The 16,526-nt window shown below is 32.8% G+C and carries 13 protein-coding genes; 5 read left to right on the top strand and 8 right to left on the bottom strand.

The window, feature by feature from the left end; all coding sequences use genetic code 11:
• Nucleotides 1–44: 44 nt before the first annotated feature.
• Genes PXC01_RS06050 through PXC01_RS06035 form a run of 4 tightly spaced genes read left to right on the top strand, consistent with a single transcriptional unit; the run spans nucleotide 45 to nucleotide 3,757 of the window.
• Nucleotides 45–1,028 (top strand): glycosyltransferase family 4 protein, encoded by a 984-nt coding sequence (locus tag PXC01_RS06050; RefSeq protein ID WP_276471431.1) that lies wholly within the window; start codon nucleotides 45–47, stop codon nucleotides 1,026–1,028.
• Between the two features lie 29 nt (nucleotides 1,029–1,057).
• Entirely contained in the window at nucleotides 1,058–2,212 is a 1,155-nt protein-coding gene (locus PXC01_RS06045) for a glycosyltransferase (RefSeq protein WP_276471430.1), read from the top strand.
• 13 nt (nucleotides 2,213–2,225) lie between these two features.
• Nucleotides 2,226–2,777 (top strand): WcaF family extracellular polysaccharide biosynthesis acetyltransferase, encoded by a 552-nt coding sequence (locus PXC01_RS06040; protein ID WP_276471429.1) that lies wholly within the window; start codon nucleotides 2,226–2,228, stop codon nucleotides 2,775–2,777.
• Nucleotides 2,774–3,757, top strand: coding sequence for an NAD-dependent epimerase/dehydratase family protein (locus PXC01_RS06035; protein WP_276471428.1), 984 nt, complete (start codon nucleotides 2,774–2,776; stop codon nucleotides 3,755–3,757). Before PXC01_RS06040 ends, PXC01_RS06035 begins: the two co-directional genes overlap by 4 nt.
• A 78-nt stretch (nucleotides 3,758–3,835) precedes the next feature.
• Here PXC01_RS06035 and PXC01_RS06030 read toward each other — a convergent pair whose 3' ends face one another.
• The 3 genes from PXC01_RS06030 to PXC01_RS06020 all read right to left on the bottom strand — a co-directional run bounded on the left by PXC01_RS06030 (nucleotide 3,836) and on the right by PXC01_RS06020 (nucleotide 7,731).
• Complete coding sequence (locus PXC01_RS06030) at nucleotides 3,836–6,145, bottom strand: hypothetical protein (protein WP_276471427.1); 2,310 nt, start codon at nucleotides 6,143–6,145, stop codon at nucleotides 3,836–3,838.
• Between the two features lie 344 nt (nucleotides 6,146–6,489).
• Complete coding sequence (locus tag PXC01_RS06025; protein WP_420828583.1) at nucleotides 6,490–6,915, bottom strand: WecB/TagA/CpsF family glycosyltransferase; 426 nt, start codon at nucleotides 6,913–6,915, stop codon at nucleotides 6,490–6,492.
• Nucleotides 6,916–6,993: 78 nt separating this feature from the next.
• A complete protein-coding gene (locus PXC01_RS06020) occupies nucleotides 6,994–7,731 on the bottom strand; it encodes a WecB/TagA/CpsF family glycosyltransferase (protein ID WP_276471425.1) in 738 nt (245 codons plus the stop codon).
• Between the two features lie 437 nt (nucleotides 7,732–8,168).
• Between PXC01_RS06020 and PXC01_RS06015 the strand changes: the two genes are divergently transcribed.
• Nucleotides 8,169–9,623, top strand: a complete 1,455-nt coding sequence (locus tag PXC01_RS06015; protein WP_276471424.1) for a right-handed parallel beta-helix repeat-containing protein — start codon at nucleotides 8,169–8,171, stop codon at nucleotides 9,621–9,623.
• Nucleotides 9,624–9,661: 38 nt separating this feature from the next.
• Here the strand turns inward: PXC01_RS06015 and PXC01_RS06010 are convergent, their stop codons facing one another.
• The 5 genes from PXC01_RS06010 to PXC01_RS05990 all read right to left on the bottom strand — a co-directional run bounded on the left by PXC01_RS06010 (nucleotide 9,662) and on the right by PXC01_RS05990 (nucleotide 16,491).
• Nucleotides 9,662–10,597, bottom strand: coding sequence for a nucleotide-diphospho-sugar transferase (locus PXC01_RS06010; RefSeq protein ID WP_276471423.1), 936 nt, complete (start codon nucleotides 10,595–10,597; stop codon nucleotides 9,662–9,664).
• Nucleotides 10,594–11,478 (bottom strand): glycosyltransferase family 2 protein, encoded by an 885-nt coding sequence (locus PXC01_RS06005; protein ID WP_276472112.1) that lies wholly within the window; start codon nucleotides 11,476–11,478, stop codon nucleotides 10,594–10,596. The genes PXC01_RS06010 and PXC01_RS06005 overlap by 4 nt, the downstream gene beginning before the upstream one ends.
• A 22-nt stretch (nucleotides 11,479–11,500) precedes the next feature.
• Nucleotides 11,501–12,868, bottom strand: a complete 1,368-nt coding sequence (locus PXC01_RS06000) for a lipopolysaccharide biosynthesis protein (protein WP_276471422.1) — start codon at nucleotides 12,866–12,868, stop codon at nucleotides 11,501–11,503.
• Nucleotides 12,868–13,842 (bottom strand): hypothetical protein, encoded by a 975-nt coding sequence (locus tag PXC01_RS05995; RefSeq protein WP_276471421.1) that lies wholly within the window; start codon nucleotides 13,840–13,842, stop codon nucleotides 12,868–12,870. The genes PXC01_RS06000 and PXC01_RS05995 overlap by 1 nt, the downstream gene beginning before the upstream one ends.
• A 330-nt stretch (nucleotides 13,843–14,172) precedes the next feature.
• On the bottom strand, nucleotides 14,173–16,491 hold the full coding sequence (locus PXC01_RS05990) for a GumC family protein (RefSeq protein ID WP_276471420.1): 2,319 nt from the start codon (nucleotides 16,489–16,491) through the stop codon (nucleotides 14,173–14,175).
• Nucleotides 16,492–16,526 lie beyond the last annotated feature (35 nt).

Raw genomic sequence — 16,526 nt, 5'->3', positions numbered from 1 at the left:
GCGCTTAATCTTTGAAGACCCCATTCAAAAATTCAACTCAGTAAATGAAAATAACATATTTTTTTAGACATCCAAAAGTTGGACATTCAATTCACCGTGTCTTTAGAACAATACTACCAGAACTTAAAAAATCTTACGAAATGGACATTTATGATATCCCAAACATTGGTTCTATGCCTTGGGATGTTATGAGCAATCTTTGGTTTACATTAAAAAAAAGGCAAAAATCAAATATTCAACATGTTACTGGACATGTTCACGAAGTTCTTTTGGCATTGATCGGTTTTAAAACGGTACTTACAATTCACGACCTGGTTTTTTTGGACAACGTTAAAAATCCAATTAAAAGAATGTACAAATGGTTATTTTGGTTTTATTTTCCGATTAAAATAGCTGACAAAATAGTATGTATTTCCGAGCAAACAAAGCAAAATATTTTATCCAAAATAAATACTAATAAGCTAATTGTTATTCATAATGCCGTAGACCCAATATTCGAGTTTCATAAAAAGTCTTTTAACCAAGAAAAACCAAGGATACTACATATTGGTACAGGTTGGAATAAAAACCTTGACAGAACTATAGAAGCCTTAAAAGATATACCCTGCCATCTAAATATCATTGGTAAATTACAAAAGACCCAAATTGAATTATTAGAACTACATAAAATTGAGTATTCAAACGATAAAAATCTTACTGACCTAGAAATAAGGGACGCTTATATTGCATGTGATATCGTAAATTTTCCATCTATTTATGAAGGCTTTGGAATGCCCGTAGTAGAAGGTCAGAAAACAGGTAGAGTAGTAATTACATCTAAAATTGAACCTTTAATAGAAGTTTCTAATGGTGCGGTAGCATATGTAAATCCTTCAGATATAGAATCTATACGCGAAGCATATATGAAGGTGATTTTTCAAAAAGAATATAGAGAACAAATCATAGAAAATGGACTCAAAAATATTGAACGATTTTCTGTTCAATTTATAGCACAAAAATATAAAGAATTATATCAAAGTTTTAATTAAGCATGAAGATACTTAGAATAATCCCCAGTATGGACCCAGTAAAAGGTGGACCATGCCAAGGCATCCGAAATAGTATACCCGAACTTATAAAGATTGGAAATACAACGAATGAAGTTGTTTGTCTTGATAGCCCAAAATCTTCTTACTTAGGACAAGACACATTTAAAATTCATGCTCTTGAAAAAGGCAGGACCATATTAGCCTTCAGTAAAAAGTTACAACCATGGCTAATGGAAAACTATAATCGATTCGATGTGGTTATCGTACATGGATTGTGGTCTTACCACAGTTACGCCGCTATTAAAGCGATAATTAAACATAAAAAGAAACATTCAGTTAGTCCAAAACTTTACGTAATGCCACACGGCATGTTAGACCCATATTTTCAAAAAGCTAAAGAGAGACGTCTCAAAGCACTTAGAAACGAAGTTTATTGGAAAATAATCGAAAATAAAGTTATAAATGAAGCCGATGGTCTACTTTTTACATGTCAAGAAGAACTACTTTTAGCAAAAACAACTTTTAATAATTACAGGCCAAAAAAAGAACTTAATGTAAGTTATGGTATTCAAGAACCACCGGCCTATTCAAAAAGTATGAAACAAATACTTTTTGAAAATATTCCTGATTGGAATAAAAAACCATTTCTTCTATTTCTTAGTAGAATACATCATAAAAAAGGTTTAGACCTCCTAATCAAAGCCTATCAAATTTTGGAGAAAGAAAACATAAAACTTCCTCAACTAATTGTAGCTGGTCCTTTAAAAAGTACTTATGCGAGTCAGATGAAAACTTTAGCAGAATCTTCTACAAATATATTGTTTTCTGGTATGTTAAGTGGCAAAGCAAAATGGGCGGCCTTTTATGAAAGTGAGGCATTCATCTTACCTAGTCACCAAGAAAATTTTGGTATAGCTGTTGCAGAAGCTATGGCTTGTTCTAAACCCGTACTTATAAGTGACAAGGTCAATATTTGGAGAGAAATCGAATCTGGAAAAGGCGGTATGGTTTCACAAGACAACTTAGAAGGCGCAATAAACTTACTTAGAAGTTGGAACGGTTTGTCATTATCAGAGAAATCTTCATATTCTAAAAATGCGAGAAACACATTTGTGAAGAACTTTAGGATATCTAGTGCCGCGGCAAAACTACATCAAACTCTTAAAAACGGTCTTATAAATTAAGACAATCAATACTATGGAATATCAAAATTTACAGTCATTTAAAATGCCTGTTTCGTTTAGAGGTCGGTCAAAATACATAGTACAATTATGGTGGATTATTAATGCCACCTTATTTAGTTGGTCCCCACAGTTTTTATTTGGATGGAGAAGGTTTTTACTGAGAATTTTTGGTGCGGAAATAGGCAAAAATGTATTAATCCGTTCTTCCGTAAAAATTACGTATCCTTGGAAATTGAAAATTGGAGATTATAGTTGGATCGGAGATGACTGTGTCATATATAATTTAGATAAAATAACAATAGGTTCTAATGTTGCATTAGCTCATAAAGTTTACTTAAATACAGGAGGTCATGAATATGACAAACCTACTTTTGACATATTTTCTAAACCTGTTGTTATAGAAGATGAGTGTTGGCTTACCAATGATGTATATATTGCACCTGGCGTAAAAATCGGAAAAGGGGCTATAATAGCTGCACGTAGTACTGTTTTGAAAGATGTAAAGCAAGGAACAATTAATGCAGGTACACCATCTAAAATAATCAAAGAAAGAATACCAAAATGAAAAAAATCACAATTACCGGTGGCTCAGGATTTATAGGTACAAATTTAATTTCCTGTCTTCAAAACAAGGGATATAAAATTCAAAATCTTGACAGTCATCCGCCAAAAAATAATGATCTTATTAATTCTTGGGAATCAGTCGATATTCTAAATTATAAAAGATTACAAGAGAAAATAACATCTTTTTCTCCGGATATTTTGATACACTTGGCTGCAGTTACAGATTTAGATGGTTCAAATTCGGAATATTATGCCGCCAATACAAAAGGAACGGAAAATATCATAGAAATTTGTGATAGTTTAAAATCATTAAAAAAAGTCATATTTACCTCGTCAATGTATGTCTGTAAACCCGGTTACATACCAAAAGATTATAATGATTATCATCCTCATACCGCTTATGGTCAAAGTAAAGTAGACGGAGAATTACTTGTTAAAGAAATAGATAATGTACATTATAATTGGTTTATAATTAGGCCAACCTCCATTTGGGGTCCATGGTTTGGAATACCGTATATAGATTTTTTTGATGTAGTATATAAAGGTAGATATGTTGATTTTGGTAAAGCCTGCACCAAAACTTATGGTTATATAGAAAATGCAATTTTTCAAATAGAAAAATTACTTAATGCAGAAGATAAGTATACCCATAAGCAGACATTTTACATTGGCGATAATCCGCCAATACAAATCTCAGAATGGGGTAACGAAATTTCAATAGAAATGGGAAAAGGTCCTATTAAAAAAATACCTTATAGCCTTATTAAATTTGCCTCGAAAATAGGAGATATATTGATTAAAACTGGTGTTAAATTTCCTATTAGCAGTTTCAGGCTGAAAAATATGACTACCAATAATATTTTACCTCTGGAAAATTTATATGATGTTGTAGGTGAACCTCCAATAAAGAGATTAGAAGGTGTACAAAAAACATTATTGTGGTTACAAAAACACAAAAATTATAATTACTTAAATAAATAACATTGCAATAAAATCTATTATTAATTCATAAGTTGCTTATAACTATAGTAAGAAAAAAAATTCTTTAACTCTATATTATTAGTTATTTGTTTCTATAACTAATTCTACATCAACTCTTACACTACCTTTAGAATTAAAATCACCATCTGAATGAATTGTAATACTCTCATCTACGACTAAAGGAATACTCTGATTCAATTCATTATAATACATACTTGAAAAATCAGAAATAGGTAAATTAGGTATAAGCCCATCTACCATTTTATTAGTTATCCCTAGACTTATAGATTTAACACCATAATCTAAAACCTTTATCACTTTAGCACCAACACGCTTTATTTTAAAACCTCTTGGTAAAATAATTGGAACATTTTGAGTTTTACCATTTCCTAAATTCACTGTATCCGTTTTAAGCCATGTCATTGTGTTTAATTCATTCTTTTGCTCATATATTATGTTATTTGTTATATCATGTAATTTAGCGTAATTTGAGTTAGAATTCTCAGGTTTGGCAAACAACATTCTACTACTTAAACCTAATGGATCATTATCTATACTTCGCCAGCCATAGACTTTTATATCATAATTATTATTTGCACCATTAATCATAGTATAGTCATCATGAAAAATGATACCTCTATTTGTGTGAGAAGATGAGTGTGTAGCTATATGAATACTTGCATTCTCAATAACATTATTATCTCCATAAAAACCAAAACATGCGGGAAATTCACCATTAAACTCATTCACATATAAATTGACATTTTTTAAAGAAAGACCACTACCATAAGCTGGTCTAAGTGGCATTACTTGTGTTGATTCTCCTATATCTTTTAAGGTGAAATTTTCAAATGTTACATTCTGTAATGGATGATCAAGTAACAATCTTAAAGTACTAACCTTAGCTGAAGGGTTAAACAGGCCAATATTACTTTCAGCATATATATTCTTAAAATAACCATTCTTTACCCCATCTAAACTACCTAAGCCATCCCTCCTATAAGATTTGTAATTTTCTACATGAATATTTTCAGGTTGTTGTGTTAGCTTCAATGAATTTGCATAACCAATATTAATACCTGTGTTTCCTCTTACTGCCAAATTACCGACATAATTACCATAATCATTCACATTAAATATATTGACATTTTTTGTCGTATAGACAGTTGTATCTACAGTTGTATCTTTATTTAAATAAAATAAATGCGGAGGTGGAAAGTCAAAATTAACACCATCAAAACCTCCTAAATAATTACCATTTCTATCTTGGAAATCAGAATATCTATAGGAGTTCACATCATCTACATGAAATCCATCTACTACACCTTGAAACCCCATGATGGCACCATCTACCATTATATTATTTAAAACTATATTTCTACAAATTGTGGTAGGAGCCAAAATAGAACTAACTATTTGGTTTGCAGCATATTGTTCCTTCATTTTAATTATTAAAGGAATAAAGGTGTCTGCAGTATTACCTTTAGCTATATAGTTCACATTTTCAAAAATAACATCCTCTGCCGCCTCCAATAAAAACATGGCATAAAATGCTACAAAACCTTTGTCTTTTGGGAAAATAGCATTAAAATCAATCTCTTTATAATCCCGCAGATAATTCCTTAATTGCTGTAAATTCAGAAGAAAATCATTCTCAAAACCAACATAATCTTCACCATAATTAGCTATATAGGTTTGATCATACAAAAAAGTAATATTCTTAATTGTAACACCCTTGCTTAAAGCAATGTAGAATGCTGGTGACAATATATTATTAACTATTATCCGAGCATCATCAGCTCCTTCTATCCAAGTATTATCCTCTAAAAAAATTGATTTTTTTCCTGTCTCTTCTACATCAAGAAACATATCACGATCTATCAGCACTTTAAGATTTAAAGAATCCGCATAGGCCAAGGTCTCTACAAAAGCATCTCTATCATCTGTAACACCATCCATTACCGCTCCAAACCAATGCGGCATAATATACTCATTACCATAAGTGCCGGTAAATGTTACGTCTTCAGCAATTGGATCTCTAGCTTCTGTCGTAATTACCGTACTATCCCCTTCTACCGTACCATTTTCTAAATGTCCTTCATTAAAGTAAAGGGTAACGTGCATAGGTAATTCTACCGTTTGATCGTTTAAATCAAAAACCTCATTAATCTCTAAAACGGAATTCGCATATTCCGGGGGGATATTTTGCCAATCAAAATTGCTTGGCAATACAATTGTATTCTGTGGCTTTACATTCCCTGTATCTTCAACAACATCATTTACAACATAACTAGATAACAAATCAGCATCTTTAGCGCAGGATACCTGTACTAGTATGCCGCAGATAATAATTAACGTACGTAAATATGCTTTTTTACCAAAATTCATTGAATCAATAATAGGGAGTAGAATTATACTTGATACTAAAAGTAAAGTCCATGTTTAAACGAATCAATAATAATTGATTATTAGAATTAAACGTTTAAACTAACTTAAATAATACGTTATTTAAAGTCTTTTAGATTACCAACCTACACTTTTCTTGATACCTTGATTTTTTAGTTAAAAAACTAAATAATATTCAGAATTATTAACACTAATCGAATATAATGTAAGAATATTCAACAGCGTAATTACTAATTAAGACCTAAAATGATAATTATTGCTAAAGTAAAATGTAGAACATTAGCTTACAGTAGCTTCCAGTTTTTTATTTGAAGAAAACTTTGCTTTTACCAAGTGTTTGGTAAATACACCACCATAGTAAATATATCTTTTGCCATGCGCTTAGGTTCTTTTAGAAGACGACCTAACCACTCCAAACCAAGATCTTGCCAAATTTTATTAGGACATTCTACGGTACCCGCATAAAAATCAAATACGGCACCTATGGAACAAATTATTTTGGCAACCAAAAGGTCTTTATTGGCATGGCTCCATTTTTCCTGTTTTGGCGCCGTCATACTTACAAACAACACATCTGGTTGAAAAGCGTTGACTGCTTCGATCATTTTTGAATTGTCTTCTTCTGAAAACTCTGGTTTGTAAGGAGGAGAATAGATACCAAATGTAACATTTGGGTAGTCTACTTTTAGCCTTTCGCCTATTTTGGCCAAGGTTTCATTAGAAGCCCCTAAATAAAAATATGAACTACAAATCTAGTTCAAATAAACTTTTCAACTTATACCTTGAACTTGAAACCGTACTTACATTTCAAATCTGTTAAATTAAAACAGTTAATTATTCATTTTGGCTTTTACTAAATGTTTAGCAAAAATTACTCCATAATAAATATATCTTCTAAACATTCTTTTTGGTTCTTTCAATAGACGACCTAACCATTCCAAACCTAAGCTACGCCATATTTTATTAGGTCTTTTGACAGTCCCAGCATAAAAATCAAAAACAGCCCCTATTGAACATATAATTTTAGCATTAATAGTATCCTTATGCTTGTGACTCCATTTTTCCTGTTTTGGTGCTGTCATTCCAACAAACAAAACATCTGGTTCAAAAGCATTAACCGCTTCTAACATTTTAATATTATCTTCTTCTGTAAAATTAACTTTATAAGGAGGAGAATAGCTTCCTATTTTAACGTTAGGGTATTCTTTCTGTAATCTTATTTGAATCTTTTTTAAAGTTTCATTTGATGCTCCTAAATAAAAACAAGAACCATTAATTTTATTTAATCGTTTTAATTGGTATTCATGAAAATCTGCACCAGCTATTTTCTTGATAGAACCTTTCTTCAACCATTTTGACGCCAACACTATACCAATACCATCCGGTAATATTACATCACTTTCTAATAAGGCAGTTTTAAAATGTGCATCTTCCTCTGCAATACAATATGAATATTGATTAATAGTACTTACCAATAACTTGGATTTTAAAGGTAATCTATCCAAAGAAGTATTGAACACTGGGTATCCCATGCAAAAAACTTCAGATTTTTTTTGTTGTAAATTCATTGGGCTCCTATAAACAGCATGGTACATGTATTTCATTTTTAAGCCTAAAAAACTATATAATCTCATTAATCAAGCATAAGTGATAGTTGCAATTATCATTGCACTAATCATAAAAACTAGGTAAATATATTATTTGTTATTACAACCCATATATAGAATCGTTAATCTGTTGTGGTTTGTGGTTTTTATGTAATTATTTTGAAATATTAATCCATGTTAACAGTAATTTTAAAGTAAAAAAGATAGAAGTAATAATATCATGTAAGATAAAATACACCTACAAAAGATTGTAATTTATTTTTTATTAATAATTACCGTTAATCGAACTTCACATGACATAAACAACATTACCTAAGAAATCTAGTTATCTAAAAGGAGTAGGTATTTTCAACTAAGCAAGAATATACAGTTCATGGTTAGTAAAAAAAAATAGAATTATGGTTAAAGCTAGATTTCAAACTATGTACTTCAATTCTTCGGTAGTTTTTCTAATGTTACTTGCGTTACCTCTATTGCAATTAGGATCATGCACGTCTGACCAAGATATCCTTAGCGAAACCATCATAACCGATCGTACTACAGAAGAATCCATTTTTATTCCACTTCTTAGAATTACCGAATTTAGCATTCAATCTGTTGACAACCAAGGTCTGAATACGGATATAATAGGTGTAATAGATGAGGATAAAAATCTGATATATGTTGAAATAGACACCAGTAGCACTACTACACTTGCATTGAAACCAACCATTACCGTAGATTCTGCTTCAACGGTCATACCCGATACCGATACTCCACAAGATTTTAGCGAAGAAGTCACCTATACCGTTACTTCTGATGCTGGCGAGGAAGAAAATTATACGGTTATACCTACCATAACGGAATCTGTAGATGAAGAACCCGAAGTTGTAGAAACCCCATGTACGAACATCCGTCAGGAGTCCGGTCCAATAATCGTTACCGAAAATAACCAGCGTATAGAAAACCTGCATATTAAAACATCAAACCAACATGGTATAGAAATTAATGATTTTAGCGGTGTAGTCATATCAAACTGTATCATAGAATACACCGGTGCCTTTGTGGGCATCAAATTTGCCAGGGCAAATAATCTGACCATAGAAAATAGCTATATAAAATATACGGATGCCCCTGCTACCGGACCTTTACCTGATGCCACCAGAAATTGCATAGAAGGATTTGCTTCCGAAAATTTGATCCTATCACATGTTAAGGTAGAAGATGGCTCTACCGGTATTAGATTGGACCAATGTGATGAATCTGTATTGACCTTTATTGAAGGCCACAATATGAGGGGTCCTTTTCCAAGAGGACAATTGGTACAGTATGATAAATGTATAGGTGGATTATTGGAGAATTTTTCGGTAATCAACGACAGGGAAATTGCATGGACAGAAGACAATGTTAGTGTCTATAAAAGTGCCGGACAGCAAATAAAGAAAGGATTGATCGTAGGCAACAACAGCCCAAGGGGCGTTGGTGTCATGTTCGAAGACCAGAATACGGAAGGTGCACGTGGCGGTACCGGCGGACTTGTGGAAGATGTTGACTTTTTACAGATGGGCAATGGTGTTGCATCATCAGTTGAAGGTTCCGGAAATGTAACCTTTAACAGATTACGTGCAAAAGAAATAATCTGTGGAGAATTAGGTCAAAATAGAGGTGTACCGGAATCTGGCTCATTAATATTTGCAGCTTTTGATACTTCTGGCGGTAATAAAATAATTGACTGCCTAGTTTATGGATCTTGTAACCCAACCAACATCATTTGGCCTGCCTATAGTTTTGAGCTGGCAGATTACAGGGACGATATCGATTTTGAACCAAGAGACCCTATAGTATTGGATTTTGGTTGTACTACGGATAATTAACAGCAACGACGCCTTAAAGTAACACTTGTTTCGTGTGCTTACCCGCGAGTAGAATACCCGGGTATTCTTAAGAACCCCAATATTTTTCTACGTAAGATAGTCCTTTTGAAAAAGCAATTAAAGTACCTTCTATCTGCCTTGGTATCTCTTATTACAAAATTAGGATGCACCAAAGGAAAGCTTATTTCATGAGCTATATTATGCTGCCTGTCATCGTTTGCACTAATGGTGTGTGTTGCATCTTCCCCAAAACCAAGATTTTGAATCATATTTTGATGGGGTATAATAGATAGGCCGGAATTGACCAGTTTTGTATAATCCCACTGATAGTCCCACCATGAAACATCTTTGGCTTTCATTGTTTTTTCAATTTTACTAAGTCTGTATTTCTTTTCAATGAAGTTAGAGAAATAGTTGTCAAAGTATCCTTTCTTCTTTAATTCCGGATACGTTGACACTTCATAGTCATAATGTTTCCAAGCTCTGCGCCAACTTGCCCAGCCCCATTCATGACTAAAATAAGAGAAGTAATAAGAGTACTCGGAATCTGACACATAACCATTCTGAAAATTAGAGCCACCAATGTGCATTATCTGGCTATTATCCCGATACTTTTCCAACAGTTCTGAACAGAACCTAAAAAAACTTTCTGATGGCAAACAATCGTCTTCCAATATAATACCCTCTTCCTCATTTTCAAAAAACCAATCTATGGCCGTTTTGGGTCCTAGGCCACAGCCAACATTTTGTTCCCTGAACAACGTTTTAACCTCACAGTCCCAATCCACTAAATCTATAATAGCTCTAGTTTCTTTACAGCGTTGATCATCCTTACCATTACTTCGTGGTCCATCTGCCGCAACGTAAAGTTTTTTAGGTTGCGCCTTCCGTATCATTTCAAATACCCTCTTTGTTTGCTCAGGTCTATTGAAAATGATAAAAAGTACTGGTGCTTGCGGTGTTGTTATCATCATTTTAAATAGTCTTCATTTTTAAATAATTGCCAAATAATAGGGAACAAGGTCTTACCCCACAACAATATAAACGCTTGTGGCAGGTGTAATGGAAAATGTGTTTTAATAAATTGTAAATATTCTTTGTACGATAATCCTGTAGGACTATACAAGTACTTGATTCTATCCTTTAAATTACTTTTTTGGGTGAGCCAATTTACGCCATGATCGTTGACACAGTACCCACAACTTGCACTAGAAATATAGGTGCTTATACCACTATCCAAAGCCTTTAAGGTATAATCAAAATCTGCGATACCATGGGTATAGCTTTCCGTAAGCGAACCAATTTCTTCATAAACGGCCTTGGGTACCAACATAATATTGGCGTTGCCCAATTCGCACTTTTGCGGAAACTCGTTATTTGGTATCAACATTTTGCTTTTAAACGTAAGTCTGTTCAGTAGTTGATGCCCACCGTATGAAATCTTTTTAGTATCTGGATCTAAAGTGGGCCCTACAACAATACTTTTAGGCTCATTAGTATATTTTAGGTCGCTGAACAAGCGTGTAATAGTATCTTCAAAAACAATAGTATCATCATTTAACAGTAAATAATAATCTGTATTTTTTTCGTGCTCATTTGCAAACTTCCAAGCTTTACGCATACCGCCGGCCCAGAAAAGATCTCCGGAACCTTGTATGATATGAAGGTTTTCAAATTTTCCTTGTAAATAATCCGTAGTACCGTCCGTACTACCATCATCTACCAAGAAAATCTTCAATTCAAAATTATCATCCAAAGTACATTTAGACAATGCTTGCAAACAGCTATACGTTTTCATCTTACGGTTGTGACATGTAAGCAAAACACTAATTATTTTCTTTTCTTTAGTTGACATCATCTCTATATTATTTCAACTCTTAAGCTGGTAACTTTCGATTTTTTCTCATTTCTACATACACTTGGTACGGTGCAACGAGTAACCCGTTGACATTGGTAACTACTATTGCCATACATATTCCAAAAATTCCATAACCCATTTCTACAGAAAGAAAATAAGCTATTGGCACAAAAAATATGATTACAAATATGGATATATAGAACTGTAAATTAACCTTGCCCATACCATTGAGCACACTGATAAATATTTCTGAAAAGCAGTTGGACAGCACAATAAGAACAACACCCAACGAGGTTATGAACGGTATGGTTATGATATCACCGATCCATAAATTATAGATGGTAGGCGCCAATAACAGCCCGATCAAACAGCCTACGGCAATTACGCCCCAAATAAGCAGTAGCTTTTTAATTAATTTTTTAATCCAAGTATAATCATTGTTTACTTGGGCATTGGTTACAGAACTCCACACCGGACTTAATATGATACCAAATATCAAAGAAGCAACACTGAAGAGCTTAAAGGCAATATTGAATTCCGTTACCTTTTCTGGGGTAAAGTATTTACTTATTAAAAAATTACTTGTTTGAAACTGCACCATGTAGGCAATGTTCAAAAAGAAAAATTTGATACCAAGGGAAAAGATAGACCCTAAGGTATCCATAGTAGGTTTTTCTATTTTCTGTATTAAATCCGGTCTTTGTACTACAAAGAAATATGCGGTAAATAGAAATATGGAGAGTACATTACTACCCATAACCACAAAACCTAAATTAAACAAAGAAGGCTCTGAGAATTCCCTTAGGTACAGAATACCCATTAAGCCCAGTACATTACCCAGTAAAATTGTTCTAGCAATCATTGCGGGCTTTTGCAGGGCAAATTGTATAGGATTATAAATTTGAAAAATAAACTGTAAGCTAAAAAAAGATATTAATAGAAACACCAACTGTTGTAGTTCTGTACGGTACGATGCATCTACACCCAAAAATTCATCCCATTTCACTTGATCCGTAAATATCACGTTTAAGATAAATATGATGGTCGATATCAATATTAAAACGGCCGCAGTGGTATGAACCAGTTTACGCTGCTCCTTAATATCATCTAGCGCTACGGCTTCCGAGAATTTATTGCGTAGACCGTTGCCAAAACCAATATCCAACAGGGTAAACCATGTTAATACGGAACTTAACGTTAACCAAATACCGTAACGTTCCGCGTTTACAAAATTTATAACCAAAGGAACGAACAAGAAGTTAATGGCCGTACCCAAGCCTCTTAAAATCAACGAAGAAAAAACATTCTTAATCAACAGACTAGTCCTAGAATTTCCTTGGAAATAAGATTGAATAAGCACTTTTATGGAATTAAACCTTTTGACCATTATAAATTTTCGGTTTTTTGCAATGCTAAGTATTTAGTTCTGTAATAAAAGGACAAAGCTGAAAAATCTTTGTTTTTAAATGTCGGTAAAAATATGAACATGACACATATAGGTAGCATAAGAATAGGTTCACCAAAACTTAGAATTATCAATATAAGTATAGCATAGACTACATACTCCATTTTTCTTAAATAAACCTTACAAAGTTTACCATATCGATAGAGCAACACGAACAGGCCTACAACCCCGAATTTTGTGATAAAATCCATTATACCATTAGATATATTTACATTGTATTCATTGATATAATACTCGTCATACTGATTACTGACCCCTAAGAAAAGTTTCCAGTCAAACTGTTCATAAAGAAAAATTACACTGGCAAATCTATTTAAAGGTATTTGTCTTTGCACATCTTCGTAATAGTTGGACAATTGTTCCAGCTCTTTTAGGTCCCTAATATCTTGATCATAGATTTCAACAATTTTTTCTCCTAAAAAAGGCACGTTAGGAATGGCTATTGCAAACACGATCGCAAACACGATTATTGCCACTTTACTTCCTTTGTTAAGTACTCTGTACCTTAAGAAAAATAATAGGAACACCCCTAAATATGCCGTTGTGGACACCGTAGTTAAAATTGCCAACGTAATGATGAAGGCCTCTTTATTCAGCTTGAAATTATTTATTAGGAAATTAAATAATAAGGCCAATGTCAAAAATGAACCAAAAGCACCAGGTTCCCAACAAAAGCCAGAATTTCTATAATAATGAACAGTATCATATGTAAATATTAAAAAGTTAGTATAACGTAAAGAAAATGTTTCTACGGTAACACTTTCAAATGCTTTACCTATTGCCTTTACTATTGCACCGTCTTGATAAAATTGTACTACATAAAATACAAGGGATATCAATGCCAAATGTGAAATTACCTTTACCAAATAGTATAATGTTTTTTCCTTTAAGATCAAACAGAACAAATAAGATGTTAAGACAAATTTGAAAAAATAAAATATATCGCTCTTTAAATAATCTGTAGGCAATTGATTTAATTTAAATCGGAATAAGATATAGATGAAAAAAATTACAATACTTAATATAAAAAACTGTACATCTTTTTTCTTTACCCTATTAAACTTAAGGGCAATTATTATCATAAACACCTCTAAACAAAACCAAGCTAAATTACTTTTAACTAAGATATTTGCTTTAGAAGCGAACAGTAAAAAGAATAAAGTGACAATATAATTTATATTCATTTTTGTTTTTCCTTGAGCTTAGTATTATAGATAATGATCAACCTATTTATTAGAACTAACATCATTCATTACTACCATTGGGTTCTTGAATTTTTTGTTGGTTCTAACATCTTCTATAATACTTAAATCTTCTAGCTTAGAATGTCCAGACCTTACCATATAAAGGCAACAATCCGTGTACTTTGATAATGCAAGGGTATCTGCCAATGTTTTTATAGGTGACGAATCAATTAGGATATAATCGAACTCTTTTCTTAACTGTTCCATTAACTCTTCCATTTTCTTAGAGCCAAAAGACTCCAGGCCATCTATTTTTTCATTTCCTAAACCAATAGCAAATAAATTGGCATTTCCACTAACCGGAATTAAAAGATCATTTACGGTAATGGTATTATAGGGTTGATTAAGGTAATTGGTAACACCAAATTCCCTTTTTGTCTCCCCTAAGGTTTCAATAAGTTCCGGGTTATGTTTATCCAATTCCAAAATCACCACTTTAGAACTTGATGATGCCAATGCTACACCCATATTAGAAGAGAAAAATGTTTTTCCCTCACCTTTTATTGCAGAGGTAACCAAAACGGTCTGCACTTTCTTTTTCGACAAAATAAAGTCCAAGTTCATTCTCATCATTCTAAAACCTTTTGCCAAGGCACTTACTTCCTCCCCTTTTTCTATTAAGTTTTTTCTAGAATTATTATGTGCAATTTCACCTATAACCGGTACACTTGTTCTTTTCTCAATATCTTTGGCACCCTTTACTTTGGTATTTAAAATATCTTTTAAATGAATGATACCTATTGGTAACGCAAGAGCCATCAATAAAGCTATTAGCACATATAATTTTTTACTTGAAGAACCAGACTCATAATCCGTAATGGCTTTATCTATTACAGTAAAATTATCTTGTTTGGCGCCAACCATTAAAGCAGCTTCCTCTCGCTTTTGAAGTAGGTATAAAAACAAATTTTCCTTTATTCCCTGTTCTCTACTAATTTCAAGCAATTGACGTTGCATTGACGGTATCCTCTGTTTTTTCTCCGCAAATTCATCAGACCTGTTCTTGATACTGGCAATGGTTGTACGCAAACTTTGCTTAGAAGTAGAAAGGCTACCTAGAATATTACGCTTTAATTGTGCCAATTGATCTCTAATATCAACCATTCTCGGGTTGTTTTCCGGCACTGTTCGTTGCAACCTTTTTCTATCTATCTGTAACTTGTTATAACTATCTATTAAATACGTTAGGTTAGAACTAGATACATTTAAAGAGTTGATAGTAGACTCATTATCTCCCCTTTTTAAATTACGTTCAATTGAACTCAATACTTTCAATTCAATTTCAGAATCTGCCAATTTGCGATCATAATCAATTTCTTGTTCAGAAAAAGAATTTGCATCCAATTCAACATTGGCGAGCTCATTCTCTGTTTTAAACTGAGCTACGTTCATTTCTACTTCACTAAGTTCTGCAGAAAGGCTGTTTAAACGATTATCTATAAATTTTACATTTTCTAATGCAATGGCATTTTTTTCTAAAAACGCTTTATACCCGTACATTTCAACCAAACCGTTGATAATGTCCTCACCTTTTTCAGGATTTGATTCTTTTAACACGATGTTTATAACTGAAGCATCTTTATTTACAACATATACGTTCAAAGCTTTTTTAACATAATCGTGTGCCAGCTCATCAATATCCCTAAATTCAACTACAAATTCTTTAGCTGTTGAGACTGACTTGTTATTTGCCACTAAATGGAAGTTACCATATGGTTTTTCAATCTTATAACCATAATTGTATTTGTTAAAACCATAAGATGAACTTGTAGAACTTAAAACATCCCCGGCATCTTCAAACTCTTCGGAAACACTAAAGCTATCGCTACCTTCAATTTTAATCTTTAAAGTGGTGTCATATGCTAATGGAAACAACGTGTCTACCACAATTTTGAAAGGCAATTGAGACCCGTACAATTCTGTTTCCGGAAAAACATCCGGAGTCATTACTTTACCCTGCAATGACAAACTGTCCAATACGGAGCGCATTAAATGTACAGAAGTAAGTACTTCAATTTCATTGTTTACTTTTTCTGAATTACTAAACGGATTATTGTTTACCAGGTTGTTACCAGAGGCATCAATATTAGAGGTTTCGTTATTCAAAAGTATTTTGCTGGTTACCTCATATGAGGTATTCACAAACTGCAAAGCAAGAATTGCCAATGTCAAGAAAACAATCAAGGAAATTAAGAACAACTTCCATGATTTAAGGTATTTGCTAAATAGTGCTTTCAAATCAAAATTTTCTTCATTTTCTTTAGAAGATAGTTGTGAATCGAAATATTCCTTTTCGGTCATTACATTCAATTTTATAAGGTAATTAAGCTACAGTA

The organism is Maribacter huludaoensis (assembly GCF_029350945.1).
Taxonomy (GTDB): Bacteria; Bacteroidota; Bacteroidia; order Flavobacteriales; family Flavobacteriaceae; genus Maribacter; species Maribacter huludaoensis.
This window is presented reverse-complemented; position numbering and strand designations above follow the sequence as displayed.